Source organism: Pseudoalteromonas sp. S1727 (assembly GCF_005886375.1).
Classification (GTDB): domain Bacteria; phylum Pseudomonadota; class Gammaproteobacteria; order Enterobacterales; family Alteromonadaceae; genus Pseudoalteromonas; species Pseudoalteromonas haloplanktis.
Genome location: NZ_PNDT01000064.1, coordinates 36309 through 61651, shown reverse-complemented (window position 1 = coordinate 61651; position 25343 = coordinate 36309). Strand labels below are relative to the sequence as shown.

Genomic DNA, 25343 nt, shown 5'->3' with positions numbered 1-25343 from the left:
AGTGAACGAATCGAAAAGTCGAGTCGGTCCAGTATCAGGCTCGAAATTTCTCGGGTTCACATTCCGTTACGGTCAAGTGCAGATCCACGAACAGGCGCTAAGGAAATTCAAAGCAAATGTCAGGGAACTCACTAACCGCAACTGGGGGATCTCAATGACCCTACAAATTCATAAACTCACACAGTACTTGCGCGGCTGGGGACACTACTACCTGATAGCCAATGCTTATCAGCTAACGGTGGATTTAGATCATTGGATCCGGCGTAGGATAAGAATGTGCTACTGGCGGCAATGGCGTAAACCTCGCACCAAAGTACGCAGTTTAATGAAATTGGGTGTTAGCGAACGACTCGCCATAGCCTGTGGTATCACCAGTAAAGGTCCTTGTAGAAGCTCAAAAACAAAAGGTATTAACATTGCGCTAGGCAATAACTACTTAGCTTCACAAGGTTTAGCGTCATTAAGAGATATTTGGATCAATATTCATTACGGGAGATGAACCGCCCATTGCGGACCCGCATGATGGGTGGTGTGGGGGCTGGAGGTTAGAGACCTCCGGCTACCCGATTAGTTTCCGTTTCCACCAAACTTACTCAAGAAATTCTCAGTAAGCACTTGCGCCTGTTCAATATCTTGAAATTTCATATCTTGAGATATACGCCGTTGGATGAAATCTAATTTCAGGTAAATATCGTTATCCTTCACTATTTTTAACCCAAAATTCGCATAGGCTAAGGCTTTTAGATAGCTTGGTTCTCCAGAGTCTGGATCGTAATTCTGATACTCTTTAGCTAGCCTTAATATTGACTGCTCTCCGCCAGTTAAAGCGATACTTTCAGAAAGTTGAAATTTCAATTTATTAAATTTAATTCTATGCTCTATTGTTTCTTCTCTGCTTAATTCAAGTAACCCCTTACTTTGAAAGTATTCTTTATCCGAAATAGCCCATAACTCAATCACAGCGTTATCAGATCCTAATTTGATTGCTTTAACGAGTAGTTCAACAAAATCATCAGATATAAAATTAAAATGTGTACAGTGCTCAAAACGAGATAAAACATCTTCGATATACTCGTAGGGTTCACCTAACTCATTTGCTTTACTCAGCCAATCATCAAGTTCATCTTGAGTTTTGGGTATTGTGTTACAACGACGTATTTCTTTTGCTTCAAACAAGTATTCTTCTGGGGTTACAAAAACATTGTCTTCAATGCTAGTTTCATTTGACATATTCTCGTTGAGGTACATGTGTTTAGAAACTACTTTGTTGCTATTATTTTCAGCGCTCAACTTATCAAATTTACTTTGTTCTTTTGGAAGAAAGTAAATGATGACAAAGGCTAAAATAGATATAGCAAGAACAATTTTTTTCACGAGGCCTCGATAGGAAACTAACAGCGTATTACCGAGAATTCCCGTTAACACTCAATGTGTCAATTTCCTGAATTATCAAAATACGATTTTTATTAATTTAATTATTAATAACTTACACATAGCCTAAAGGAATTACAATTGTTTAGACTTTCCTATAACCGAGAATTTACTTATTCGAGAATGGGTAAAATTACATTACGAGAACACGCATAAAAAAATAGCTTTAAAATTAGAAACTTAAATATTTATGAAAATTTAAACGAGAAGCCAATTATATTACATAACGAGAATTGATTATTTATTCATTAACACTTTGAATGCCAGCTTCGCTCAAAGCTGCCCTTAGAGTATTTACATTAACTCACAATGGGGCAGAAACGAGTTACGCTTTAATGTCCGCTATTAGCACTTTGACGATGTTCGGCTTGGAGCGATAACCGGACTGTCGGGTCAACTCGTTTTTGGACATTTCCTAGTTAGAATTTTCGCGCTAAATGTGAGGAGGCAAGTTAACAAAACTATTCTATACTGACCACTTGGATCTACATTTGGTTTTTAAATGATTCATTATTCAGTTCTAAGCTCAATGCTTGCGCATCATAGACACCACCGTTTGGCTTTATACCTTTACCAAGAGTAATGGTAAGATGTGTTGTAACAGTTCGCTCAGCAAAAGCTGGTTCATGCACAGTATGCGTTGTTTGACTCGTACAACTTAATAAACCACAACGAGTTGTTTGCTCAGTATGTCTAGAACCATTGTGCAGAGAACGCTGAGTTTGGTTAATTTCTACTGTTTTTTCTATCACGCTAAACCAGTCGTAGCCTTTATCAAGCGTCAGTTTAGCAGCTTGCTGCATGGTTAGTTCGAGCCCTTTGTGTTTAGAGCTATGACGAGTTTGATAATGAAGTTCATATTTATCCTCGCCAAGCTGAGTTGTTGTCAAACCACGGATACTGCTTTCATTAGCATGTTGAGAGCTTGTACAGCCAGTTATAACAAAGATCAGTAAGGTGAATAGTGCGTTTTTCATGTTGCCTCGCTTATTGCCATTGTTGATTGCGTGCTTGTTGTTCAGCTGTTCGGTCAAGTGGTAGGCCTTGAATATGCTGATCAATAAAGCTATCTAGGGCAGGCACTTTACTTGCTAAGCTGTAATCTTGGCTGGTTATCACCTGTTGATTGCCCGATACACTAAGTTGCCAGCTACCTTGATGCTTACACGCAATATGGGTTTGCTGAGTTTTATCACTGTATAAAGTGAATTGGCGGCAATAATCGCCATTATTATTAACAAAACTAAGCTCTGCTGTTAGTGTTCTAGCTAGATCAATACGTGTATTGTCACCACTGAGCTGTTGCTCAAGTGCTTGTGCAATGGGTTGCTCTAACCCTTGTTGTTGAGAAAGACTCGCAACTGCTACTGTAAATAGCACAGCAATACTTGCGGCAATCGCCATATGTTTGCGCCCTGCACGTTTGAATTGCTGCCATTTTGAAAGTGAAACAATATTAGCATTGTTATGTTTTTCAAGTGTTTGAGATAACTCGTCAGACAATGGTATAGCATCAATTTGCTCGGCATGCTGTTTCACTACTAAGTCAACCTCGCAGAGTTCGGCAAGGCGCATTGCCAGTTGCTCATCTTCAGCAATGGCGTTACGTACAGTCTCCATTTCAGCTGCAGGTAATTCGTTATCCAAAAAAGCGCTCAGGGTCTGGTCGTTAATCTTCATGCGTTTTCCTTGGTAAAATCAGGCTTGATCAATCGATAAAGCGCAGCTCTGGCTCGTGATAGTTTACTCATTACGGTCCCCACGGGTATATCAAGGGTGTGTGCCACGTCTTTATAGGCCATGCCTTGTACGGCGACCAACGAGACAATTGCTCGTTGCTCATCGGGTAATGAAGCCAGTGCTTTATTGACTCTGTCTAACGTTTCTTGAGTTGTGTAACTATGCTGTTGGTCATCGCATACGCCCTCTTGCAGCTCTGTGTTTTGTACTGCTTTTAAGCGAACTTTTTGCGAACGATATTCGTCAATCCATACATTGCGACACACTTTAAACGCCCACTTTAATGGCTCTATGTCATCGGGAATGCCTTTTGATAAAAGTTTTTCTACTGTTATTTGTACAATATCATCGGCATCGGCTTGGTTACCTGTAAGCGAGAATGCGAATCGCCTTAGCGCAGGTAATAAACTGGTTACTGTATTTGTCATATGTTCCCTTTATTGATTAGGGTGAAGGCTGATTAACAAAACAACTCATGAAGGGTTCAGCCAACTCACACTACTATAACGGGAAAGAAAAAATTATATTCCAAATATATGCAATTTTTTTTTATATTAAACGTTATAGTCATACCTAAACGAAATGAAAAGTCTCTGAAATATGAAATTGAAAGTATTTGTTTTGAGTAGCTTGTTGTTGTCTTCAAGTAACTTATCAGCGGCAATTATGAAGCCAATAAATGGTGTGATTAACCAAGTTGAACCTGTAATTGAACAACTCAAGCCTAACATAAGACAACCTGGAGATGATTTACGCAAGCTTGAGTTAATTGATAGCGCAGCCAATTTAAGCACGGGGTTACCCGCTAGACTGCCCATAGTAAATAAATTAAACGAGCTCGTATTCGTTGAGGTTGAAGTGGAACAGGGTTTTCGTGCGGTTGAAAGGCAGTGGGTGATATTGGCTGATCAACATCATCAGGCTAAGCTTGCCCAGATCGGTGCGCAAATAGTGAACCACAAACAATATGAAGGGTTAGGACTCACCTTAGTGAGTTTTGTTGTTCCGCCAAGCTATGACTCTAAAACAAAGTTGCAAGCGTTACTCTCACTTGATGAGTCAGCGTTACTTGATAGAAACCATATTTACCAAGCGCAAATGAGAGCTCAGCAAGGCTCTTTGACTAAGCCGCGCAAACCTTGGTGCGAGATCCCAGTAAAGGTCGGTATGATTGATAGCGCGGTTGATATGGAGCACCCTGGTTTTGCTGCAGCTCAGATAAAAACACAATCATTTTTACCAAACCAGTTGGCATCTCCAAGCCAGCACGGTACGGCTATTGCTGGCGTAATGGTTGGTAAGCATGCACAGTTAACCCCGCGATTAACCCAAGCTACTTTATACAGTGCAGCGGTGTTTTATCGTCAATCTGATTTATCGCAAGGGGCAACGTTAGCGGCGATTGTTGATGCATTGAACTGGCTGGTATCCAGTGGCGTGCCCGTTATAAATATGAGTTTTACCGGCCCTGATAATGCTATTTTAGCTGCGGCTATTGGTGTCACCACTGCTAAGCAAGTAACCTTAGTGGCTGCTGCGGGCAATGAAGGGCCTGCAGCTCGACCCCTTTATCCTGCGGCATATGAAAACGTCATTGCGGTGTCTGCGGTAAATAAAGAAGGGGCTATTTATCGTTGGGCAAATCAAGGTGATTACATTGATTTTACAGCGTTAGGTGTGAATGTATTGACCTTGCAAGCTGGAGAGGGACTTGGTCGTGAGTCGGGCACATCTATGGCTGCGCCGCATATTTCAGCGGCGGCTGCGTGTTTAGCTGCTAAGTCTAAAGCCCCCCCAGAAAGTATTTACGGGCAATTAGAACAACTTGCAAAAGACTTAGGAGAGCCAGGCAAAGATGCTGTGTTTGGCTATGGTTTGATTGATTAAAAGGTCGCTTTTAACGATACCGAAGCAATACTTTGAGTATAAGTGTTAGCAGCCAATTTTGATTGGTAGTCGCCGAACTCGGCTTCGGTGATAACACTAAGTGAGTCAAACAAGGCTAACTGCCAAAATGCTTGTATAACACTGCGCTTCTCATCTCTTGAAGCCTCACCCTCAGTGTCAGTGAGTAGTTGCTGTGCCAGTTCTTGATAATCTTTATCTTGATAGCGCCAGCCTATACCGGCCTTATTTTTTAGCTTAAATACATTGAAGCTGTGACTTAGACGTGTATTGAATGACCAACCTTGAAAATTAAATTGCTCAGCTGCGGCATCTTCTTTATCTAAGCTTGCCCCCAACATCAGCATGGTCGCCCCTTGGTTAATAAAATAATATAGGTTGACATCTAAGCCTAAGCCGTCTGCATCGCGCATCGACTGGGTGGCAAATTGTTTTTCAGCAGTGCGAATCGCGGTACGTAAGTAAGTGGTCGGATTGAGGTAGTGACTGATATACAGGCTTGCTTGATTTAAAGTTAAGAAGGCTTGCTGTGCAACTTTTGCAGACGCCCCGTCATATCGGATCCCGAAATCAGTGTTCGATAGTGTATATTTTGTGTCTAGGCTGTATTGATGCAATGCCAAGTCATATTGATCTAATTCATGGTAATTTGTTTGCTGGTATTGATAGCTGGGTGTGAACTTAAGGCTATCGGTGGCGTTTAGTTCAGCATTGAGGCCCGCTGCGAGCCTTGTTCCAGTGTCACTTTGTGAAGAAATAACATCCAGCTCTTTAATGGTTAAGTCTGAATTTGTGGTTAAGCCAACCTCTGCATTAGCATTAAAGGTTGCATCTGCAGCGAGTAGCTGAATGCTTGCCGTTAAAGTACTTAACGCTATGAGTGTGTTGAATGTTCGCATATTAACCTCCTCAAGGTGCGCCGGGTAAACCCGGCACGCTATTTTATTAAAGACCTAAATTCAGACTGTTTTGAATGTTATTAACAACTTCGGTGGTCGTTGCCGCAGTGACTTGTTCAGCAACTTGCTGATTAACGCTGTTGCTAACAGTTGATGAAATGGTTTGCTGAACACTACTTTGTACAGAACCCACTGCTGCTTGCTGCATGTTGCTTGTAAGCGCTGATTGCACACTATTGCTGAGCAGCGATGCTTGACTTATGCTCAGCCCATTTACATCACTCAACGCAGTTTGTGTTAATACATCTGTTTCTTGGTTCAGTTGACTTTGCACAGAGCTGGCTTCGTTTTCAGCTGTGTTTGAGGTTGTTGTATTGCTAACTAACGTTGTTGCAGTCTCTGACATAGGTTGCCCTGTTAGGCTTACTACATTCGTGGTATCTGATACAGCAGATACAGAATTAGCTAAAGCAAACTCTGACGGTGCTTGTGTAGCCTGTTCATTACTGCTTTGGGCCGCTGCTTGAGAGTTTGCATTAGCATTATTGCTATTTTCGGTATTGGCTGACAGTGATGGTTCTGACGTTGAAGCTGAGCCTGAAGCTTGGCTAGATAGCATCACATTTGTATTGGTGCCCACGGTTTGATTTGAGTCTGTAGAAACCTGACTATAATTAGCCGCTTGTTGTTCGCTTGCAACTGACAGTTGTGCGTTTGTAGCTGATGAAGCCGCTGAAAACCCTGTTGCAGTTACCACACAGATTGCAATTAATGATTGTTTAAAGTTTGTCATTGTCTTTTCCTCTTTTTGCCATTTGACATAGAGGTAACGAATCAAAGATAAACTTATTCCAAAAAATTCAATTTTAAGATAATTAGAAATGTAGCACTATTGCTCTACGTAGCATATGACTACGCTGTTTAAAAATATCCAACCCTACTGCAAGCTAAGTTTTTAATAAAGCCATGTACTTGTTCTTACTTCTATCGATGGCTCACTTTGGGGCAGAAACGAGTTACGCTTTAATGTCCGCTATTGGCACATAGCAGCCAATTAAACTTGGCAGTATTTTTATGTGGTTGGCTTCATAAAGCCTGTATTTGGTAACTTTATGCCATTATAAGCTTCAATATTATGCCAACTTACACTTCAATTGCTACGCTGTAGCCCAGTAAAAAGGTATGTTCTTATGCCAGTTTATGCTTCAAACAACATTTGGGTGTTGTACATTCCCATTTTTTACCCATCTAAAATTTACTAATACTAATTTCTTATAATACGCTTTCTGGTTAATCCTCATCAAAATTGTAATAGCATCTTTTTTAATCAAATAGGCATATTCTTTCATCATACTTTTGATGTAATACCAATCGACTTAAATATTTAACCATTTTAGCGGGCTAAATAAAGCGCAAACTGCGTTATAAATTTTTTGGGTCTAGAATCTGTATTACTCTTAAGCGCAGCGTCTCTGAACCTCTTTGTGAATAATTCAATTAAAGATCTTTTGCACAAAGAGAAGGGAATGAGAAGTAAATGAGAATGAACTTGAAGGCTAATATTGATATGTGAAAACACGATGAGCTAATAAAGGGTTAGCTGCTATCTCTGACAAATAAGCCACTCAAACACCTGTTATACCTTCTAAAATACCAATTAAAGCAACAGCAAATGCTCTTTTTATATTTTACGTAAAGTCAGTTGTCGATTGAATCAAAATAGGAACTCGGCTATGGTTAATGCATCAATAAAAATAAATTAAAAACGAGTTATGCTTCAGGCTCGTTATTGCTTCAAGAAGGAGTGTAATTTGAAATTTAATGTAGTTTTTGGACTTTTTTTTCTTTTAATCAGTATGTTTACTTGCGCAGTAACAGTAGATCAAAGCACTATCAAATCCCAAGTTTTAGATTATGCTTACGTAGCCAAAATAGGAGGAAAGCTGGTTCAAGATAATACTAGGGTTTCTAACTTTGTAAATAAAGATTACGAAATTAAGGTCTTAAAAAAAACGTGGGTCATTCCTGCAAAATTAGGCACTGGTTTTTATATAGTTGTTGGCTTTGGTTATATTCCTTCTAGCGTTCAACACTTTGATCTTCAAATAAACTACCCAGAAATTACCTTACCATCAGGTGAAAAGAAATCATCTATTTATAGGCAAATTGATGTTAGTGGACACGATGGAACCTTTGTTTGGCCTTTTGATTACTATTTTGATCTAGACTACGAAGTTGTGCCGGGAAAATGGGATATAAGAGTTTTTTCTGAAGGTAACTTAATTCATTCATCCGGTTTCACGGTAATAGATAGTGAATAAAGTGGCTATAACACATATGAGCCTAACTATATCAATAGTTACCAGTATCCTTTTTGAGCGTTTTTATAAATGGACGGTCCATTCAAAATTAACTCTAATTCAATAAGCAAATTCGTTTACTTCGTCTTTCGATGTGGTTGTTAAGTAAGTAGCTTACATTACTAGCACTGCATTTGTTTATTTTCCTCTTAAGCGCAGCGTCTCTTAACCTCTTTGTGAATAATTCAATTAAAGATCTTTTGCACAAAGAGAAGAGAATGAGAAGTAAATGAGAATGAACTTGAAGGCTAATACCGGAGTTTTTCAAGTCAGTTGTCGATTGAATCAAAATAGGAACTCGGCTATGGTTAATGCACCAATAAAAATAAATTAAAAACGAGTAATTTAAGGCAAGGAGTACCAATGAAAAAATGTTTATCAATTTTAACTATCTTAATTTCTGTTATTTCAACAGCGACTTTAGCCAGTAGCGATGAATTTGATTACGATAACTTTGTTAAAAATTATCATCAAGCTATGACAAACACACAAAAACCTAATGCATCTAAAGATGATTTAGAACAGTATTTGTCACTATTAACTGATGATGTTGGTAACCAACATTTTCCAAATGCGCCTGATGACTCTAGAGAGCCAGACGGCAAAGAACTAATGCGTAAAGGAATGTCTCGTTATTTAGGTGTACATACAGAATACAAAGGTAAAATAATAGAGTATATCGTTGGTTATAACGTGGTAGCCCTTAAACATGCGTTCTCTGCAAAAGGCTTACGTTCTGACGGTTCAGAGTTTAGTTATAGCAAAGAAGTTTTAGATGTTTTAGAGCTTGAAGATGGTAAGGTATCTGTAATTCGTAGATACGGGCAATAGTTCACATCACATATATGAGCCTAACTCTATCAAGAGTTACCAGTATTTTTGACCGTTTTTATAAATTAAATTATAAAATAGGACAGGCACAATTTTTTGCAACATTCACTAAGAAGCAAAATAGCAAAAATATATGCCTTGTCCTTATTGCCTTTTTATCTTCTTCACTTTACCGAGCGTAGCCACTAAACCCGATTATGGTAATTTATACACCAAGTAGTTCATCAGCTTAAAGAGGCTACTTATTTAATACACACGGTATTAAAATTTAGCGCCCAGCCACAACCAAATTTTATCAGTATCTACTTTACCAGCACCAACATCACCTGCCGAATAGGCGGCATATTTAATACCTACGGTTAGGTTTTTCGCAAATTTTCTAGTAAATACAGCGTTAATTTCACTTCCTAAATTATCAACTGTTGGTGTTGCTTCGTCTGCACTGTAATCATGATAAACCAATGACCAAGCACCACCGAGGACTTTCCCTGAAACTGAGGCGTATAAATCGACTAAACCTTCCTTTGGTGTCGTTAAAAATTGGTCTGCCCAGCCGTTGAATTTATGCAAAGTTGCCAAGGGGGTTGAAAAACTATATTGAGCATTATCACTGCCGAGAACTTCGCCGCCTAACTTTACAGTCACAGTGTTAAAGCTATAGGCGCCTTCAAGGGCAATATAATCTGCTGTGTGATCACTGCCATTGTCGTTAGCTTGTTGACTTGCATATTCAGCTAAATAGGCAAAGTTATCTTTTTTACCTTTGAAGCTTAGTCCGTAGGTATCTAAGCTATTTGGTGTGCCTTCATCGACTTCTAATAGGTAGCTATAGCCGGTGAGTAGTCCTAACTCTGTTTTATAATTTATATGTAACAGGTGATCATTGGAATGCAGATCTTTTGCTTCAGCAAATATACGGTTACGTTTGTTTATGTAGCTATAACTTGTGTTTATTTTGCTGGTTGCAGTGTAATTAAGGGTTGCGGCATCAAAAGTTTGCCTATCTTGGCGCCAGCCAACATGGCCCACATAGCGTTGATTGTCGAGGGCAATAATTTGGCGGCCTACTTTTGCGGTGAGTTTGTCTGATTTATATTGCAAAAATGCTTGGTCAAGCTCTGTGCTTTCTGGATCGGCGATAACGGAATAAAGTAGGTTGTTGCCGATGGCATCGTTATAATTATCAACCCCTGCGAGCTGTCGTGAATCTTCAAACTCAATTACCCCAGAAAAACCTTGGTAGTCGGCGCTGGTATAATTTAAGCGTGTACTTATTGTTAAAGCTGATGCGTCTTTTAAGATGTTGTCTTGCTGTACCCCTTCATAACGTATGTTGAAGTCGAGAGTTGTTTTTGATTGCGTATCGGCGTAAGTCGTTGCTGTTGTACCAGCTAATAATAGTAAGGTGGTTACTTTTGATAGTTTTGCTTGAAATGTCATGTTTTTCCCTTAAATTTTTTATGTTTTAATTTTTTAGCTCTTAGGCAACATCAGATTGTTTTTGCTTAGGGGTTGCTGTTGGTATCACTTCTATTTTTCTTTGTTTTTCATACAAGAAAGTTAATACAGCTGAGCGCAGACGGTTATATTCTGGATTTTCGGCCAAGGCTAAGCGGTCTCTTGGGTGTGGTAAATTTACCTCTAATATTTCGCCAATTGTTGCCGCAGGACCATTGGTCATCATCACGATGCGATCAGATAATAAAACGGCTTCGTCAACGTCATGAGTGATCATGATCACGGTATTATTGAGCTTTTGCTGAATTTCCATTAGTGAGTCTTGCATGTGAGCGCGAGTTAATGCGTCTAAGGCCCCAAAGGGTTCGTCCATTAAGAGTACTTCGGGTTTCATTGCAAGTGCTCTTGCTATACCGATCCGCTGTTTCATACCCCCCGATATTTCGTCAGGGCGCTTATCTTTGGCATGATCCATGTGTACTAAATTTAGGTTGTGTTCTATCCATTGTGTCATTTGGGCTGGAGACATTTCATTTTTGAAAACACGTTTTACAGCCAGTTCTATGTTTTCATAGCATGTGAGCCAAGGTAATAAAGAATGATTTTGAAATACGACTGCTCGCTCAGGCCCAGGCTCAGTCACCTCTTTATTATTTAATAATACGCCGCCTTTGGTTGCTTTATGTAAACAGGCAACAATATTTAGAACCGTTGATTTACCACAACCGGAGTGGCCAATTAAAGAGATAAACTCGCCTTTTTTAATTTGCAGATCAACATCCTTCAATGCGGTGAAGTCACCTTTTGGGGTCGGGAATACCATATCTACTTTGCTGATATCTAAAATTATACTCATTTTATTTCCTCAGAATTTAGTGGCTAACGTTGCGCGCTTGATTTGTCCCAAGAGAGCTTTTTTTGCAGCTGTAACATAGTGCGATCTAGCATGAAGCCAATCAGACCAATCACAATGACGGCTGTCATAATACGGCTGAGTGATTGTGAGCTGCCGTTTTGAAATTCATCCCATACAAATTTCCCAAGCCCTGGGTTTTGTGCCAGCATTTCGGCGGCAATTAAAACCATCCAGGCAACACCTAATGACATTCTCATACCGGTAAAAATGGCTGGGATAGAAGCAGGAATAACAATTTTTTGAATATGTACTAATCTTGGCAGGCTTAACACTTTACTTACGTTGACCCAATCTTGGTTCATTGATGCAACACCAAACGAAGTGTTAATAACCATTGGCCAGATGCTACACAGCGTCACGGTGATCAAGGAGTTGATGAATGATTTGGCAAATAAAGGCTCTGGTGATACATACAAGGCACTGACGACCATGGTCACCAGAGGTAGCCAAGCTAAGGGAGAAACGGGTTTAAAAATTTGAATAATAGGGTTGATTGCCATGTTGAGGTTTTTACTTAAACCAATGGCAATACCTAATGGTATGGCTATTATTGCGGCTAATAAAAAGCCACTTAGTACAGTAAGTAAACTTGTTATTATTTGATCTAAAAATGTTTCCTTACCTGTATAAGCACGTATTTTTGGCCCGTAGCTTGGATCTTTTGCCATCCGCGCTTCATTTCTTTGTTCTTGGCGTAAATAAAATGCAGTCTCTTTTTCGCGCTCAGTATTATGTTCATTAATCAAGTTACTTATTTGTGTTGCAACTGAACTTGGCCCAGGAAACTTACCTAATGAGGTATCGATGCTGCTGGCTGTGAGTGACCAAAATAATAAAAAGCATATAATACCGACTGTCGGTAGAACTATTGCTTTTGCCTTTGTGGTAAAAAATGCAGTAAAAAGACCCTTAATAGTCATGGGTTGGCTCCCCACTACTTTTTTGCTCAATATTGCTGTCATGATCGTTCCTTAATGCACTGTTAAGCTGTGCATTACTGTTATTAATTAGATTAAAAGATTAAAGCTTGTCACCCGCTTTTAAGCCTATCTTGAATTTATTGATGTAGTCGTTTGGCGCTGTACCGTCGTAAACAATATTGTCGATAAAGTGTTTTTGCGGCTCGCGATAGCCATCTTCATCAACGAGATCTGCAAAATCGCTTTTTAATAACAGTTTGTCTGCAACTAACGATTGTGCTGCTGCCATGTAAATATCTGGACGGTATACTTTTGCTGCAACATCTTTGTACCAACTGTCTGGCTTGTCTTCGCTGATTTGCCCCCAGCGACGCATTTGGGTTAAATACCAGATAGCATCAGAGTAATACGGGTAGGTTGCGTTGTAGCGAAAGAAGACGTTGAAGTCAGGTACTGCGCGTTTATCGCCTTTTTCGTATTCAAATGTACCTGTCATGCTGTTTGCGATGACTTCGCGGTCAGCGCCAACATAGTTAGATTGTGATAATATTTTTACAGCTTCGGGGCGGTTAGCATTGTCGTTTTCGTCTAACCATTTTGCTGCACGAATGAGTGCGCGGGTTAAGCGGATGGTGGTATTTGGGTACTTTTCAGAAAAAGCTTTAGTAATACCAAATACTTTTTCAGGATTGTTTTTCCAAATTTCATAGTCAGTAACCACTGGTACACCGATACCTTTAAAGACAGCTTGTTGGTTCCAAGGTTCGCCCACGCAGTAGCCATAAATAGTACCGGCCTCCATGGTTGCGGGCATTTGCGGCGGTGGTGTGACAGATAATAATGCTTGTGCATCAATTTTTCCTGATGTGTCACCTTTATGAGGCGCATAGAATCCTGGGTGAATATTGCCTGCCGCTAACCAGTAACGAAGTTCATAGTTATGCGTTGACACAGGAAAAACCATGCCCATATTGAAAGGTTTACCTGCATCTAGGTATTTTTCTACTACGGGTTTTAGTGCATCGGCTTTGATTGGATGAACGGGTTTACCGTCAGCTTGTTTGGGAATATTGCCTTTCATTTGTGCCCATATTTCATTGGAGACGGTAATCGCGTTACCATTTAAATCCATTGAGAAGGGGGTAATTATCTCGGCTTTTGTACCATATCCAATGGTTGCTGCTATGGGTTGCCCGGCAAGCATGTGCGCGCCGTCTAGTCGGCCATCAATAACACCATCAAGGAGTACTTTCCAGTTCGCTTGTGCTTCAATGGTGACGTATAAGCCTTCGTCTTCAAAAAAGCCTTTTTCGTAAGCGATAGCGATGGGGGCCATGTCGGTTAATTTTATAAAGCCAAATGTTAACTCTTCTTTTTCGGGGTAACCTAACTCAGCAGCCAGTAAAGATGTGGTGAGTAATGAGCCTGATATGCAAATACCCGCTATCACAGCGTGGCATAATTTTTTGCATTTCTTTTTTAAGCGTATTTTCAACATACTTTTCTCCAAATAAAAAAAAAGCCCACAGCAACGCAGATAAATCTGAATTGCTGTGGGCTACTATGCCAAACTAAAAATGACTACGGCTTTGCAGTGCGATTAGTTTTAACGGAATAAGTTTTTTAAATTAGTTTATTAAGCTGTTAATAAAACCGCTGTTGGCCTCATTAACATAAACATCATTTACTTGGATAAAGCATAGTGTATGCCATTTTTTAAATGTTCAATCTATACAGTAGGTTATGTTTTTTTCGTGGGGTGATTTACTCGTTGTAATTTTGAATTATGATTCATTAAGGGGAATGGCTTGCATTAAGCTGGTGCATTTTTGAAAGTCTGCAAGTCAATTTGGTTATTGATACTCTGCGCGAAAATATCTTGCACAGAGCAGGCCATAGTTAAGGGATATGAAACGGCTTTATTTGTGCTGAAAAAGGTCTTTGCGATAAATAGTCGCAATATCTAACTGGGCGCGTTGCTCAGAACTGATATGGCCATTGTTTAACATCATGTCAGCAATTTTTTCCCCGTAGTGTGACTCTGGTGCATTAAAATCAGTATTGTTTAAGTCCGAAAATTGGTTATAACTTGGCACTAAGCGGGGGGGATGATTATTAAACGTTAAGCAACTGCCTAGTAAGGAAGGGGCGATCACATCGATTGGAGTATCTAAATACTTAGCGCGAGTTAAAAGTCGGGCAGCTTCAAAACGATTGGGGATGCTTTCTAGCCATTGGCAGGCTTCATATAAAGCGCAGATCAATGCCTTGGTGGTATTTGGGTATTGTTGTTGCCAGCTTGCCATTAGGCCGAGTACTTTTTCGGGGATATCTTGTAATAAATCTGCCGATGTTACGCCTGTAACACCTACGGCTTCTCTTACAGCTTTGGCATTCCATGGTCCTCCTACACAAAAACCATCTAAATCACCAGATTGCAAAGATGGCACCATATTTGATGGTGGTACTATCAGCAAATTAATTTCAGATACTGCTATGTCACTACGTTTAAGCCAGTCTGTCAGTTGATAATAATGACAGCTGTATGGAAAAACGACAGCAAAAGTTAGTTTTTCATTTATCAGTGCTCTTTGAGCTATTTCATGCTTGAGAATATTGGCCTCGAATGGCATAGGTAACTGAGTTACTTGATGTTGTGCGAGGATTTTATTATACAATGAACTGGAAATGGTTATGCCGTTACCATTTCGACTTAATATCAGTGGTGTTATAACCGTTGAGCGCTCTCCGTATAGACCAAGATTGCTTGCTATTGGCATAGGGGCAAGCATTTGGGCTGCGTCAATAACACCTGTGTGTAGCTTGTCTCGTAATGTGGCCCATGAGTTTTGTTTAGATAAAGTAACTGTAAGTCCCCATTTAGCAAAAAAGCCCATCTCATAAGCAACAACAACTGGAGCGCTATCTGTTAAGGGCATAAAACCGAGGGTTAACTCTTTTTTTTCAATATTAGAAATCATTTTGGTTCTCTAAAGAATGCTGGCAACAGATAAAATATTTCTAGCGACATCATCCATTTTTTGACTATTGTCCATCGCTGTTTTTCGAATGAAATGATAGGCCTGGGTTTCAGACAATTGTTTGTTTTCCATCAACCAGAGCTTTGCTTTTTCAATGTTTTTTTGACTCGATAATTTTTGCTTTGTGGCAGCGAGTTCTTGCTTTAGATCTTGAAATACGGCAAAACGAGCGATCGCTACATCGATAATTGACCGCACGCGTTGATGGCTTACTTCACCAATAACATAGGCACTCACACCTGATTTAACCAATTGATTTATTGTGGTGCTAGGATTTTGATGTTCAGAAAAAACCACAATGGGCTTGGGGGCAAATTGTGATATTTGGTTTAGGTTTTCAAGCATGTCGCGATCAGGTGATTCAATATCGATTATGATAATGTCAGGATCAAGTTGCTCTACATCTTTGAGTAAAGGCATGCCAGAATGGGCAATATGAAAAATATCATAGTGATCATTACTTAATACATTCATCAAAACCGTTGCTTTTGCTTGGTTATTTTCTGCCAGTAGCACCTTTAATTTAGTGGGGGCTGCTTGCTTGGTGACTGATGATAAAGTAAGTGTGTTCTTTTTCAATTTAGTTAATACAGGAAATAAGAGACTAAAGAGAAACAAGCAACATTTATGCCTTGTGACAAAGTTTTTAAATATCATGACGTTAAATTGCAACGCTGGCGATTGCAAAACGATTGTGCGATTTAATGATGCAATGATGCGCCATAATCGCTCACAGTAACAACAGATGTTTTAATCCACTGTAAAATAAAAGAGAAAAATAAAAGGACAGGCACAAATTTTTAGTAAGTAAGGAAAGCCAATTGCAATGAATGCACACGAATGTTTTGCAAAATCCACAGCATTAACTACTGTTATTATATACAGTGATTAATGAGCTTTATCTTATGACTCGTGCGAGAAAAAACCTTATTGATTTAGCATCCACATCATACTACCACTTAATAGCTCGCTGTGTCAGGCAAGCATACTTATGTGGTAATGATAAACATACAGGAAAAAATTTTGATCATCGTAGGGAGTGGCTTATAGAACGAATAAAGTTATTAAGTAGCGTGTTTGCTATTGAAATAGCAGCTTATGCGATTATGAGTAATCATTACCACTTAGTAGTAAACGTGAATAGGCGACAAGCACTGGAGTGGTCTGATATTGAAGTCATTGAGCGCTGGTATCAACTTTATAATGGCCATATATTAGTTGACCGCTTCTTAAATGGTGAGCAGTTTGATGAAGCCAATTTACTATTTTTTAATGAGATAATCGCTAAATGGCGAGAAAGGTTGTATGACATTAGCTGGTATATGAAAAACCTTAATGAGTACATAGCCCGTGAAGCCAATAAAGAGGATAACTGCACAGGCAAGTACTGGGAAGGACGTTATAAGTCACAAGCTTTATTAGATCAAACAGCAGTGCTTAGTTGCATGGCTTATGTCGATTTAAACCCCATCAGAGCAAATATAGTAGATACACTTGAGGACAGCGATTACACTTCAATTCAAGAGCGACTAGCGCATTTAAAAGCCTTTACCACAAGTGCAGTTAAAGCAAATAAATCCTTAAAGAAAAACGATAGTATTCAGCATGAAAGTCAACCTGCACAGCTAAAACCATTTGGTGGTAATCATATAAAACACACAATCCCTATTGCCTTGCTAGATTACATTGAATTAGTGGACTGGAGTGGTCGTCACATAGATCCAAATAAAAAAGGGCATCTCAACAACACCGTGCCGAAAGTACTGCTCACATTGAATATAGATGAAGCGCAATGGCTTGAATCTGTAAAGCGATTCAGGCATCAATATTCAAATTTTGCAGGCAGCAAACAGCGTCTAAAGCAACATGCGGCAAGCAACGATGTCAAATGGTATAAAGGGGTGGGGTAGCACTAAGTTTGCCATGTAATTGAAAAATAATCTCCGATAAAGCACCCGTCTAGCAAAGGCTTGCTCTGCAGCCTAATATTCTATCCAAAAATGTAAAGCTTTGAATAATCTCTGTGAAAAAACTGAAAATGTATAAAAAAGACGGGTGAATGTTAATAAACTTGAAGTGATTTTTGACACTAGTACAGTTAAAGTATAAAAGATGCCTGTCCTTTTGTTTCTTTATTTTATGCCTGTCCTCTTTATTATTTATTGTTATTCTTTTTATCTACATGTTGTGAGTGATGTTTAACTGTATATTTTAAGGAAAGTGGGGCAAAAGATACGTAATGCCCCGATTTGTAGCTCTGTACTTTTATAGTGAAAACGATTTTACGACATCACTCTTTTAATTAAACAGACGTGTTTTTTGCCTTTTTGAATTAACCAGTATTGATCAAATAACGGCAATTGCATTGCTGTACTTTCGATTTGGTTAACTTTTTCACCATTAACGCTTATTGCGTTATTACTAATGAGTTCTCTGGCTATGCGTCTAGAGCTTGCGAGATTAGCTGCAATTAATAACTCAACAAGGTCGCTTTGAGGTGATTGTATACAGGGGACGCCATCAAATTCGAGCTGCTTTAATTCACTTAAACTTAGCGTTTGTACACAACCACTAAATAGCGCGTCAGTGATGCGTTCGGCACTTGCCAGTGCAGCTTCGCCGTGAACAAAAAGCGTTATTTGTTGAGCTAAAATCTTTTGTGCTTCGGGCTTAGTTTGGCTGAGCTCATCGCAGGCTTTTATATTATCAATTTCATCGCAGTTTAAAAAAGTGTAGTAGCGTAGAAAGTTGTATACATCAGCATCATCAACGCTGAGCCAAAATTGGTAAAACGCGAACGGGGAGGTTTTTGTTGGATCAAGCCACACAGTACCTGTTTCAGTTTTACCGAATTTTTTGCCATCTGATTTTGTGATCAATGGTAAAGTTAACCCATATACAGTTTCGTTATTTTGTCTTCTTGTGAGGTCTATACCACTGATAATATTTCCCCATTGATCATTGCCACCGATCTGCAATCGACAATTAAACTGTTTATTAAGTTGTGCAAAATCAAATGACTGCAGTAGTGCGTAGCTAAACTCGGTGAACGATATTCCTTGTTCTGGACGATTAAGTCGCTGTTTCACTGACTCGCGGTTGATCATTGAGTTTATTGAAAAGTGTTTTCCGATATCACGGAAGAAATCAATAATATTGATGTTGCTCATCCAGTCGGCATTATTAGCAATCAGCAATGGTTTCTTGTCGCTGTACATTAATTGTTGTATTTGTTGGGTCAGTTTTTTAACCCATAGAGCCACTGTTTGCTCAGTGTTTAAGCTGCGCTCAGTTGCTTTAAAACTGGGATCACCAATCATGCCTGTTGCCCCACCAATTAAAGCAATTGCTTGATGGCCTGCATCTTGAAAACGCTTAAGCATGAGTAGTGGCACTAAATGACCGATATGTAGGCTATCGGCAGTAGGATCAAATCCGCAGTAAAGCACTTGCGGTTGTTGTAAAGCTTGTTGCAGTTGTTCTAAATTACTTGCTTGGGCAATGAGCCCTCTGGCTTGTAGATCATTTAATAACGTCATGTTTCTGTCCGTCTAAAATTTTATTCAGACTAATAATCAGAGCGCCGGTTTACTATATCCCAATAGGGATAGTTTTTACTTTGGTAGGGTAATTAGGTGGTTATAAAACAATTGAAAAAACTCACTTAAAGATGCAATGTTGAGCTGCTGGTAAATACGTTTTCGGTGATTTTTAACTGTTCCTTCGCTGATCGCCAGCTTTAATGCTATTTCTTTACTATCGTAGCCTTGTGCAATTAGCACTGTTATTTCTTGCTCTCTTTTAGTTAGTATATCCCGACCAAAGGTCGTTAATGCATGTTGCACTGAGGCATGCAACTGAGTGCCGCCTAAATGGTCTTTGATCGGCTCAGCTAAATGAAAGTCGGCTCTTTTCCAGTGCTGTCGACATAAAGACTCGATGATACAAAAATATGGTTTAAGCTCAGATAGTCGCTTTATACTGATATGGTTTTTATCATTTATAAAACCTAAGCAAATGATCACCCAAAGTTCAGGCTCTATTTCGATGAATATACCCAGTTCATCTTTCCACCCAGTTTGTTGGTAAAAGCGTTGGCAATAAGCGTGGTAGTCTAAATCTTTGCTAATAACTTCTTTAAGTGTATAAACTCCTTGCTGCTGATGAGTATTTAAATACCGTATAAAGGGATCATTTTGATAATCATTGGTTAAATAACGCTGAAACAGTAGTTCCCGCTCTTTTTCAATTGAATCATACAGATAAATAGGGCGTTTAGCTTCTTTACAACCAAGTATTACTGCACAATCAAACGCTAGGCATGCATGGGTCAGTTGCATTATTTTGGCACTAAATTTAGGTGTATTCAGTGCTGAGATAGTTTCAGATACTAGGCTGAGAAAATGGTTATCTGGCATGATTTATCGTTTATAAAGTGCTGCATGTACACACAGTTTAATGAGTTACGCTTAATTAACCAAGGGGTTAACGCACGCGCGTTTGGTCGTTATTTTCATTTATTATGAGCCGCGATTTTCGGCTCTATTTTAATTCAAGCTTATAAACTTAGCCGTGGTTGTATAAAGTCTAAAAATGCCGTAATACGAGACGACACTGCACCGCTTTTATAATACACCCCATGAACAGGCTCGCGATTATTTGGTGTAATGAGCGATTCGGGTAGTAGTTCGATTAGCTTATTTTCTTTTATGTCATCAGTTACCATAAAGTTTGAAAGTAGGGCGATGCCTTGGTTTGCAATACACAGTTGTCTGATTGTTTCGCCACTACTTGCACAAAGATCAAAGGTTAATTTTACAGGCTCAAGCAATGGCCATTGATTGAGCTTTGCAGCATCAGTAAATCCTAACAGGGTATGGTTTTGCAAATCCGCGCTAGTACGAATGGGTGGGGCATGTTTTAAATAATCAGCCCCAGCTACTATTCGTAGTTTACTATTTCCTAGCTTACGAGCGTGCAGATTTGAGTCTTTTAACTCACCAATACGAATGGCTAAGTCGGTTTTTCGCTCTAATAAATCAATAATATTATCGTGTGATGTAATGTCGAGTGTTATCTGTGGGTAGTGTTTTCTAAACTCTGGAACTAATGGCATAAGCTGATGCAGTACAAATGGGCTTGCGGCATCGATCCGCAGGCGGCCACTCGGTACCTGTTTTAATAGCTTAATAGCTTAATAGCTTCTTCGCCTGAATAAAGTGTATTTAACCCTTCTCGGGCGTATTGAATGAAGGTATGACCTTCTTCTGTCAGCTCTATGCGGCGTGTTGTTCTATTTAATAAAGTAGATTGCAACGTGTTTTCTAGTCGAGAGACAGCCCGCGATACTTTTGCAACGTGCTGACCCAGTAAGTTGGCAGCGGCAGAAAAACTACCACAATCAACCACAGTGATAAAGGTTTCTAGATCTTCTGTTTTAGCGTGCACAGCCATTAAAGTTACCACTTTATATTTGCATAATTGACAAAAGTATTTTGTCATTTACGCTATTTTTTGCAAATGTTTTTTTAGCCAAACTGTGCACCTACTTTAATTGTGAGGATGTAATGATGCCATTGGCTTTATGGGCGCTTACTTTAAGCGCGTTTGCGATAGGAACTACAGAGTTTGTGATCGTTGGTTTAGTACCTACCATTGCGGGAGACTTAGGTGTTAGTCTGCCCTGCGCAGGGTTGTTAGTTAGTTTATATGCTGTGGGTGTCGCTATCGGTGCGCCAGTATTGACAGCTTTGACTGGGCGATGGAATCGCAAAATTGTATTGATGAGTTTAATGACGTTATTTGTGATCGGTAATTTGCTTGCATGGCAAGCGCCCAGCTACGAAACTCTGATCATAGCGCGCATATTAACAGGGCTTGCTCACGGGGTGTTTTTCTCTATTGGCTCAATGATTGCTACCGGTTTGGTTAGTAAAAATAAAGAAGCAAGTGCCATTGCCATTATGTTTACAGGCCTTACTGTTGCATTGGTAACCGGTGTGCCATTGGGTACCTGGATTGGTCAGCACTTTGGCTGGCGGGCAACATTTTTAGTGGTGTCGATGCTTGGCTTAATTGCATTAATTGGTAGCGCTATGTTGGTACCTAACAATCTAAAGCAGTCAGCACCGGCAACATTTAAAGAACAATTACACGTGTTGATCAAACCGCGTTTACTGCTGGTTTATTTAATGACAATACTTGGTTATGGCGGCACGTTCACCGCGTTTACGTATTTAGCACCTATATTAGAGCAGCATACAGGGTTTACGCCTTCAGTTATTGGTTTAATCATGTTGGTTTATGGGGGATCTGTAGCAGTAGGAAATATATGGGGTGGAAAACTAGCTGACCAGCGTGGGCCGATCAGTGCGCTAACGCTTATTTTTAGTGCACTTAGCATTATTCTATTGCTATTTACTTTTACGATGGGCTCAAAAGTTGCTGCGGTTTTGACTATTTTAGTCTGGGGCGCATTCGCATTTGGTAATGTTCCAGGATTGCAATTGTATGTTGTTAAACAAGCGCAACAACACGCACCAAACGCGGTAGATGTGGCATCAGGGTTAAACATTGCTGCGTTTAACATTGGTATTGCCCTAGGGTCAATTATTGGCAGCAGTGTCGTAGAGAATATGAGTTTGCAAGACACTGCGTGGATTGGTGCTGTTATTTCAGTGTTGGCACTGTTGGTCACTCGTTACAATGGCTTATTAGACAAGCGTGAGTTGCAGCATACATAAGGTGTTTTCTTTAACTTCACACCAGCTCTTGAAACTAAAGTTAATGACCTCATACCTTACTTGAGGTCAAAATTTTAAATTAAAAAGTAGTAGGTGTATTTCGAAAAACTTTAGTTAGAAATTTAACAAGTTTGTATTTTAAACCGATTATTTTAGAAGGATTAAATCATGACACAGCGTGTAACAGAAATGCCGGAGTTAGGCATGGGAACATTTCGTCTTGAAGGTAAAACCGCGTATGAATCTGTAAAAATGGCATTAGAGGTGGGTTTTCGCCATATTGATACAGCACAAATTTATGGTAACGAAGAGCAGGTTGGCCAAGCGATAAAAGACAGTAATATTCCACGAGATGAGTTATTTATTACCACTAAAGTGTGGAATAACAAACTCAACAAAAATGATTTTATAGACAGTGTGCAAGAGTCGCTGGTGAAACTTAAGCTTGATTCGGTCGATTTATTGTTGATCCATTGGCCTGCGCCATCAAACAATGAACCAATGAGCGAGTATTTAACGCAATTATTAAAGGCAAAAGAGCTTGGCTTAACTAAGCATATTGGGGTTTCTAACTTCACCATAGCGAATTTAAAAGAGGCTATGCAAACACTGGACTCACGGGAAATATTTACCAATCAAATAGAAGTGCACCCATATTTAACTAACACTAAACTACGGGCATTTTGTCAGCAACATGACATTCATGTCACTGCTTATATGCCATTTGTAGTTGGTAAAGTGTTAAGCGATGAAACAATAATTGATATTGCTAATAAGCACGGCGCAAGTCCTGCGCAAGTGGTGATTGCATGGGAAAATGCCAACGGTATGACCACCATTCCATCATCAACTAAGCGTAAAAATTTAGTTGATAACTTTAATGACAAAGCATTAAAACTGGACGAGGAAGATATTGCCCGTATTGATGCGCTCGATTGTAGTGATCGCCAAGCAACGCCAGACTTTGCCCCTGAGTGGGATCAATAGGCTTGTTTGATAATATTAATTAAAAGTGCAGCCGGTCTGCACTTTTATTCTAATTAGCAAAATAAAGAATATTGTTTAGTGAAATGGTTGAGTTTCAGTAACAAGGATCAGTATGAGCAGTGTAATTATTCTGTTAGGTGCACCTAATAATAGCGATGGTAGTTTAACGGCGATTGCCAAAAGCCGGTGTGACAAGGCGTATCAAGTATTTTTGCAGCAGCCATATTCTAAATTACTTTGTACTGGTGGTTTTGGGGCACATTTCAATACGACTAATACTGCACATGGCGATTTAACTAAAGCTTATTTAATTAAACTTGGCGTGCCTGAAAATGCATTTTTGCCGGTTGCGTTAAGCCGCTTTACATTTGAAGATGCCACACTTGCTGAGCCTATTTTAGCAAGCGCTGAGGCCAAAAAAGCTATCTTAGTTAGCTCTGAATTTCATATAGCGCGCGTGTATTATGTGTTTTCGCATGTTTTACCGCATATTGAGTTTAGCTGCGAAGCGGCAATTACGCCATTACCAGAGGCAGAACTTGAACAACTAGTCGCCCACGAAAAACATGCTATGGAGCGAGAAAGAAGTAATGTGGAAAAACTTAAAAGCCCTCATACTCATTAGCCCAGCTTACATAAGTTATTTTAGTACATCTCCTTTAGTAATATTGCAACCCAAACGACGAGCTAGAAAAATCAAAAGTTAAATTTTTGTTGTTAATTGGTAAGTTAAAATTTATATTATTGGCATACCAATTATGTGAGTGACTGCCTGTGATTAACTGTAATTCCAAACTAAGGACTATGTTTTATGTGTCTGTTTTATCAAGTGCTCTAGCTGGGTGTGGTAGTTCTGATACTAAGAGTACAGCCGATACTGCAATTGCTAAGCAAGATCCGGCAGTTATAAGTGGCGAAAAAATAGGAAAGTTAAATAACACTACAGTTTTAAATATCAATGGTAAGTTAAATATTACTGATGCGCAGTCTGGGGAAGATTTCTTTAATGTTCAGACCAATTCACCTTCATCTTATGGTTTTTTTAATCTTGATGAAGAGGGGAATTGGTCATATTTTGTGGATGTTGATAACCATGATATTTCTACTTTAGCAAAAGGCCAGTTATTAGAAGATGTTGTTACGGTAACTGCTATTGATGGAACAACAGCACAAATCACAATTACAATTGAAGGAGGTGATAGAGACGCTTTAATGGGGTTTATTGCAATATCTGAGGTTGTATTAAAATCGGATGGTGTTGATCAAGGAGCCGATGCGTACACTCTAATTGAGAATGTATTTGCTAAAGGCTCTATTGAGTCTCCTGATATGTATGAAGGAAACCACCAAGGTGTGTTACACATTATAGAAGATACAGATACGACAGTTGGAAGTCATTTTGTTTTTTTAGCGCATCGTGATGACGATCAAGACAAAGATAGCGGTCCAAGTGATAGACAACGCAACGAAATCAAAGCATATGATAAGTCACCAGATTCGACGCTCGCTTATAAAGATGAAACATTCCAATATAGTTGGAAATTTAAAGTAAGTAGTGAGCTTGAACTCACGAGTAAATTTAGCCATTTCTTTCAAATAAAGGCACGAAACGAGAGTAACGACAATACCAATGGTAATGACGATCAACCCATAATTACTCTCTCTGGAGCTCAAAAAAACAGTACAGGTAATCAATTACAAGTACGCTATAGTGCCGGCTTTGATGAAAGTGGGAAGAGCACAGGGCTTGATAAAAATCTTATTGAAACTGATTGGTCACTGATTACAGATGAATGGGTTGAGGTGTTTGTGCAAGCAACTTTTAGTGAAAATGGTCAGTTTGCAATGACATTAACCCGTTTAAGCGATAAACAAGAGATATTTAATATTCACGAACAAAATATAGATATGTGGCGTGGCTTTAGCGAGAAAGACTTTGCACGGCCTAAATGGGGCATATATCGCTCAATAGTTGAAACAGACAGCCTTCGCGTTGATGAAGAGCAAGTAAGATTTGCTGATTTTTCGATTAAAAAAGGAACTTTATCCGCTGAGTGATCTCGTGTAAGGCCTAGAGTATCGAGTTAAATATTTAACCATTTTAGCAAGCTA

General features: G+C 39.3%; 23 protein-coding genes and 1 pseudogene. 9 read left to right on the top strand and 15 right to left on the bottom strand.

The window, feature by feature from the left end:
• Nucleotides 1-499 (top strand): group II intron maturase-specific domain-containing protein (locus CWB85_RS14780; RefSeq protein WP_283235134.1); only part of this gene is annotated, 499 nt, incomplete at its 5' end.
• A 68-nt stretch (nt 500-567) separates the two neighbouring features.
• On the opposite strand, the gene CWB85_RS14775 is transcribed toward CWB85_RS14780, so the two are convergent.
• From CWB85_RS14775 to CWB85_RS14760, 4 genes are all read right to left on the bottom strand, one after another.
• Nucleotides 568-1374: a hypothetical protein gene (locus tag CWB85_RS14775; protein WP_138555307.1), complete on the bottom strand. Its 807-nt coding sequence runs from the start codon at nt 1372-1374 to the stop codon at nt 568-570.
• Between the two features lie 542 nt (nt 1375-1916).
• The gene (locus CWB85_RS14770) at nt 1917-2408 is read right to left on the bottom strand and encodes a CC0125/CC1285 family lipoprotein (protein WP_138555306.1); all 492 of its coding nucleotides are present in this window, start codon (nt 2406-2408) and stop codon (nt 1917-1919) included.
• Between the two features lie 10 nt (nt 2409-2418).
• Nucleotides 2419-3111: an RT0821/Lpp0805 family surface protein gene (locus tag CWB85_RS14765; RefSeq protein ID WP_138555305.1), complete on the bottom strand. Its 693-nt coding sequence runs from the start codon at nt 3109-3111 to the stop codon at nt 2419-2421.
• A complete protein-coding gene (locus CWB85_RS14760; protein ID WP_138555304.1) occupies nt 3108-3599 on the bottom strand; it encodes an RNA polymerase sigma factor in 492 nt (163 codons plus the stop codon). Before CWB85_RS14760 ends, CWB85_RS14765 begins: the two co-directional genes overlap by 4 nt.
• A 172-nt stretch (nt 3600-3771) precedes the next feature.
• Between CWB85_RS14760 and CWB85_RS14755 the strand changes: the two genes are divergently transcribed.
• A complete protein-coding gene (locus CWB85_RS14755; protein ID WP_138555303.1) occupies nt 3772-5058 on the top strand; it encodes a S8 family serine peptidase in 1287 nt (428 codons plus the stop codon).
• Here CWB85_RS14755 and CWB85_RS14750 read toward each other — a convergent pair.
• Complete coding sequence (locus tag CWB85_RS14750) at nt 5055-5975, bottom strand: surface lipoprotein assembly modifier (RefSeq protein ID WP_138555302.1); 921 nt, start codon at nt 5973-5975, stop codon at nt 5055-5057. The two genes, CWB85_RS14755 and CWB85_RS14750, sit on opposite strands and share 4 nt — an antisense overlap.
• Before the next feature lie 46 nt (nt 5976-6021).
• Nucleotides 6022-6768 (bottom strand): hypothetical protein, encoded by a 747-nt coding sequence (locus CWB85_RS14745; RefSeq protein WP_138555301.1) that lies wholly within the window; start codon nt 6766-6768, stop codon nt 6022-6024.
• A 1018-nt stretch (nt 6769-7786) separates the two neighbouring features.
• On the opposite strand from CWB85_RS14745, the gene CWB85_RS14740 reads away from it, so the two are divergent.
• Nucleotides 7787-8296 (top strand): DUF3859 domain-containing protein, encoded by a 510-nt coding sequence (locus tag CWB85_RS14740; RefSeq protein WP_171039024.1) that lies wholly within the window; start codon nt 7787-7789, stop codon nt 8294-8296.
• A gap of 402 nt (nt 8297-8698) precedes the next feature.
• Nucleotides 8699-9166 carry a nuclear transport factor 2 family protein gene (locus tag CWB85_RS14735; RefSeq protein WP_016707605.1) on the top strand — a complete coding sequence of 156 codons (468 nt, stop codon included), beginning with the start codon at nt 8699-8701 and terminating at the stop codon, nt 9164-9166.
• Between the two features lie 261 nt (nt 9167-9427).
• On the opposite strand, the gene CWB85_RS14730 is transcribed toward CWB85_RS14735, so the two are convergent.
• The 6 genes from CWB85_RS14730 to CWB85_RS14705 all read right to left on the bottom strand — a co-directional run bounded on the left by CWB85_RS14730 (nt 9428) and on the right by CWB85_RS14705 (nt 16080).
• On the bottom strand, nt 9428-10606 hold the full coding sequence (locus tag CWB85_RS14730; protein WP_138555299.1) for an alginate export family protein: 1179 nt from the start codon (nt 10604-10606) through the stop codon (nt 9428-9430).
• Nucleotides 10607-10646: 40 nt separating this feature from the next.
• Nucleotides 10647-11480 carry an ABC transporter ATP-binding protein gene (locus CWB85_RS14725; RefSeq protein WP_138555298.1) on the bottom strand — a complete coding sequence of 278 codons (834 nt, stop codon included), beginning with the start codon at nt 11478-11480 and terminating at the stop codon, nt 10647-10649.
• Between the two features lie 23 nt (nt 11481-11503).
• On the bottom strand, nt 11504-12460 hold the full coding sequence (locus CWB85_RS14720) for an ABC transporter permease (protein WP_249314882.1): 957 nt from the start codon (nt 12458-12460) through the stop codon (nt 11504-11506).
• A 100-nt stretch (nt 12461-12560) separates the two neighbouring features.
• On the bottom strand, nt 12561-13958 hold the full coding sequence (locus CWB85_RS14715) for a CmpA/NrtA family ABC transporter substrate-binding protein (RefSeq protein WP_212748237.1): 1398 nt from the start codon (nt 13956-13958) through the stop codon (nt 12561-12563).
• A 421-nt stretch (nt 13959-14379) separates the two neighbouring features.
• A complete protein-coding gene (locus CWB85_RS14710; RefSeq protein ID WP_171039023.1) occupies nt 14380-15441 on the bottom strand; it encodes a CmpA/NrtA family ABC transporter substrate-binding protein in 1062 nt (353 codons plus the stop codon).
• A 9-nt stretch (nt 15442-15450) separates the two neighbouring features.
• Nucleotides 15451-16080 (bottom strand): ANTAR domain-containing response regulator, encoded by a 630-nt coding sequence (locus tag CWB85_RS14705; RefSeq protein ID WP_249314880.1) that lies wholly within the window; start codon nt 16078-16080, stop codon nt 15451-15453.
• A 326-nt stretch (nt 16081-16406) separates the two neighbouring features.
• Here CWB85_RS14705 and CWB85_RS14700 point away from each other — a divergent pair, with 326 nt between their 5' ends.
• Nucleotides 16407-17411 (top strand): transposase, encoded by a 1005-nt coding sequence (locus tag CWB85_RS14700; RefSeq protein WP_171039022.1) that lies wholly within the window; start codon nt 16407-16409, stop codon nt 17409-17411.
• A 372-nt stretch (nt 17412-17783) separates the two neighbouring features.
• Here the strand turns inward: CWB85_RS14700 and tyrS are convergent, their stop codons facing one another.
• The 3 genes and pseudogenes from tyrS to CWB85_RS14685 form a co-directional block, all read right to left on the bottom strand.
• Nucleotides 17784-19040 (bottom strand): tyrosine--tRNA ligase, encoded by a 1257-nt coding sequence (gene tyrS / locus CWB85_RS14695; RefSeq protein WP_138555295.1) that lies wholly within the window; start codon nt 19038-19040, stop codon nt 17784-17786.
• Nucleotides 19041-19115: 75 nt separating this feature from the next.
• The gene (locus CWB85_RS14690; protein ID WP_138555294.1) at nt 19116-19919 is read right to left on the bottom strand and encodes a LuxR family transcriptional regulator; all 804 of its coding nucleotides are present in this window, start codon (nt 19917-19919) and stop codon (nt 19116-19118) included.
• 140 nt (nt 19920-20059) lie between these two features.
• Nucleotides 20060-20955 (bottom strand): annotated as a pseudogene (locus CWB85_RS14685) (LysR family transcriptional regulator).
• 116 nt (nt 20956-21071) lie between these two features.
• On the opposite strand from CWB85_RS14685, the gene CWB85_RS14680 reads away from it, so the two are divergent.
• From CWB85_RS14680 to CWB85_RS14665, 4 genes are all read left to right on the top strand, one after another.
• Complete coding sequence (locus CWB85_RS14680) at nt 21072-22244, top strand: MFS transporter (RefSeq protein WP_138555311.1); 1173 nt, start codon at nt 21072-21074, stop codon at nt 22242-22244.
• A 168-nt stretch (nt 22245-22412) separates the two neighbouring features.
• Nucleotides 22413-23231 carry a 2,5-didehydrogluconate reductase DkgB gene (gene dkgB / locus CWB85_RS14675; RefSeq protein ID WP_016707592.1) on the top strand — a complete coding sequence of 273 codons (819 nt, stop codon included), beginning with the start codon at nt 22413-22415 and terminating at the stop codon, nt 23229-23231.
• A gap of 112 nt (nt 23232-23343) precedes the next feature.
• On the top strand, nt 23344-23856 hold the full coding sequence (locus tag CWB85_RS14670; protein WP_016707591.1) for a YdcF family protein: 513 nt from the start codon (nt 23344-23346) through the stop codon (nt 23854-23856).
• Between the two features lie 179 nt (nt 23857-24035).
• Complete coding sequence (locus CWB85_RS14665; protein WP_138555293.1) at nt 24036-25289, top strand: VCBS domain-containing protein; 1254 nt, start codon at nt 24036-24038, stop codon at nt 25287-25289.
• The last annotated feature ends 54 nt before the right edge of the window (nt 25290-25343 follow it).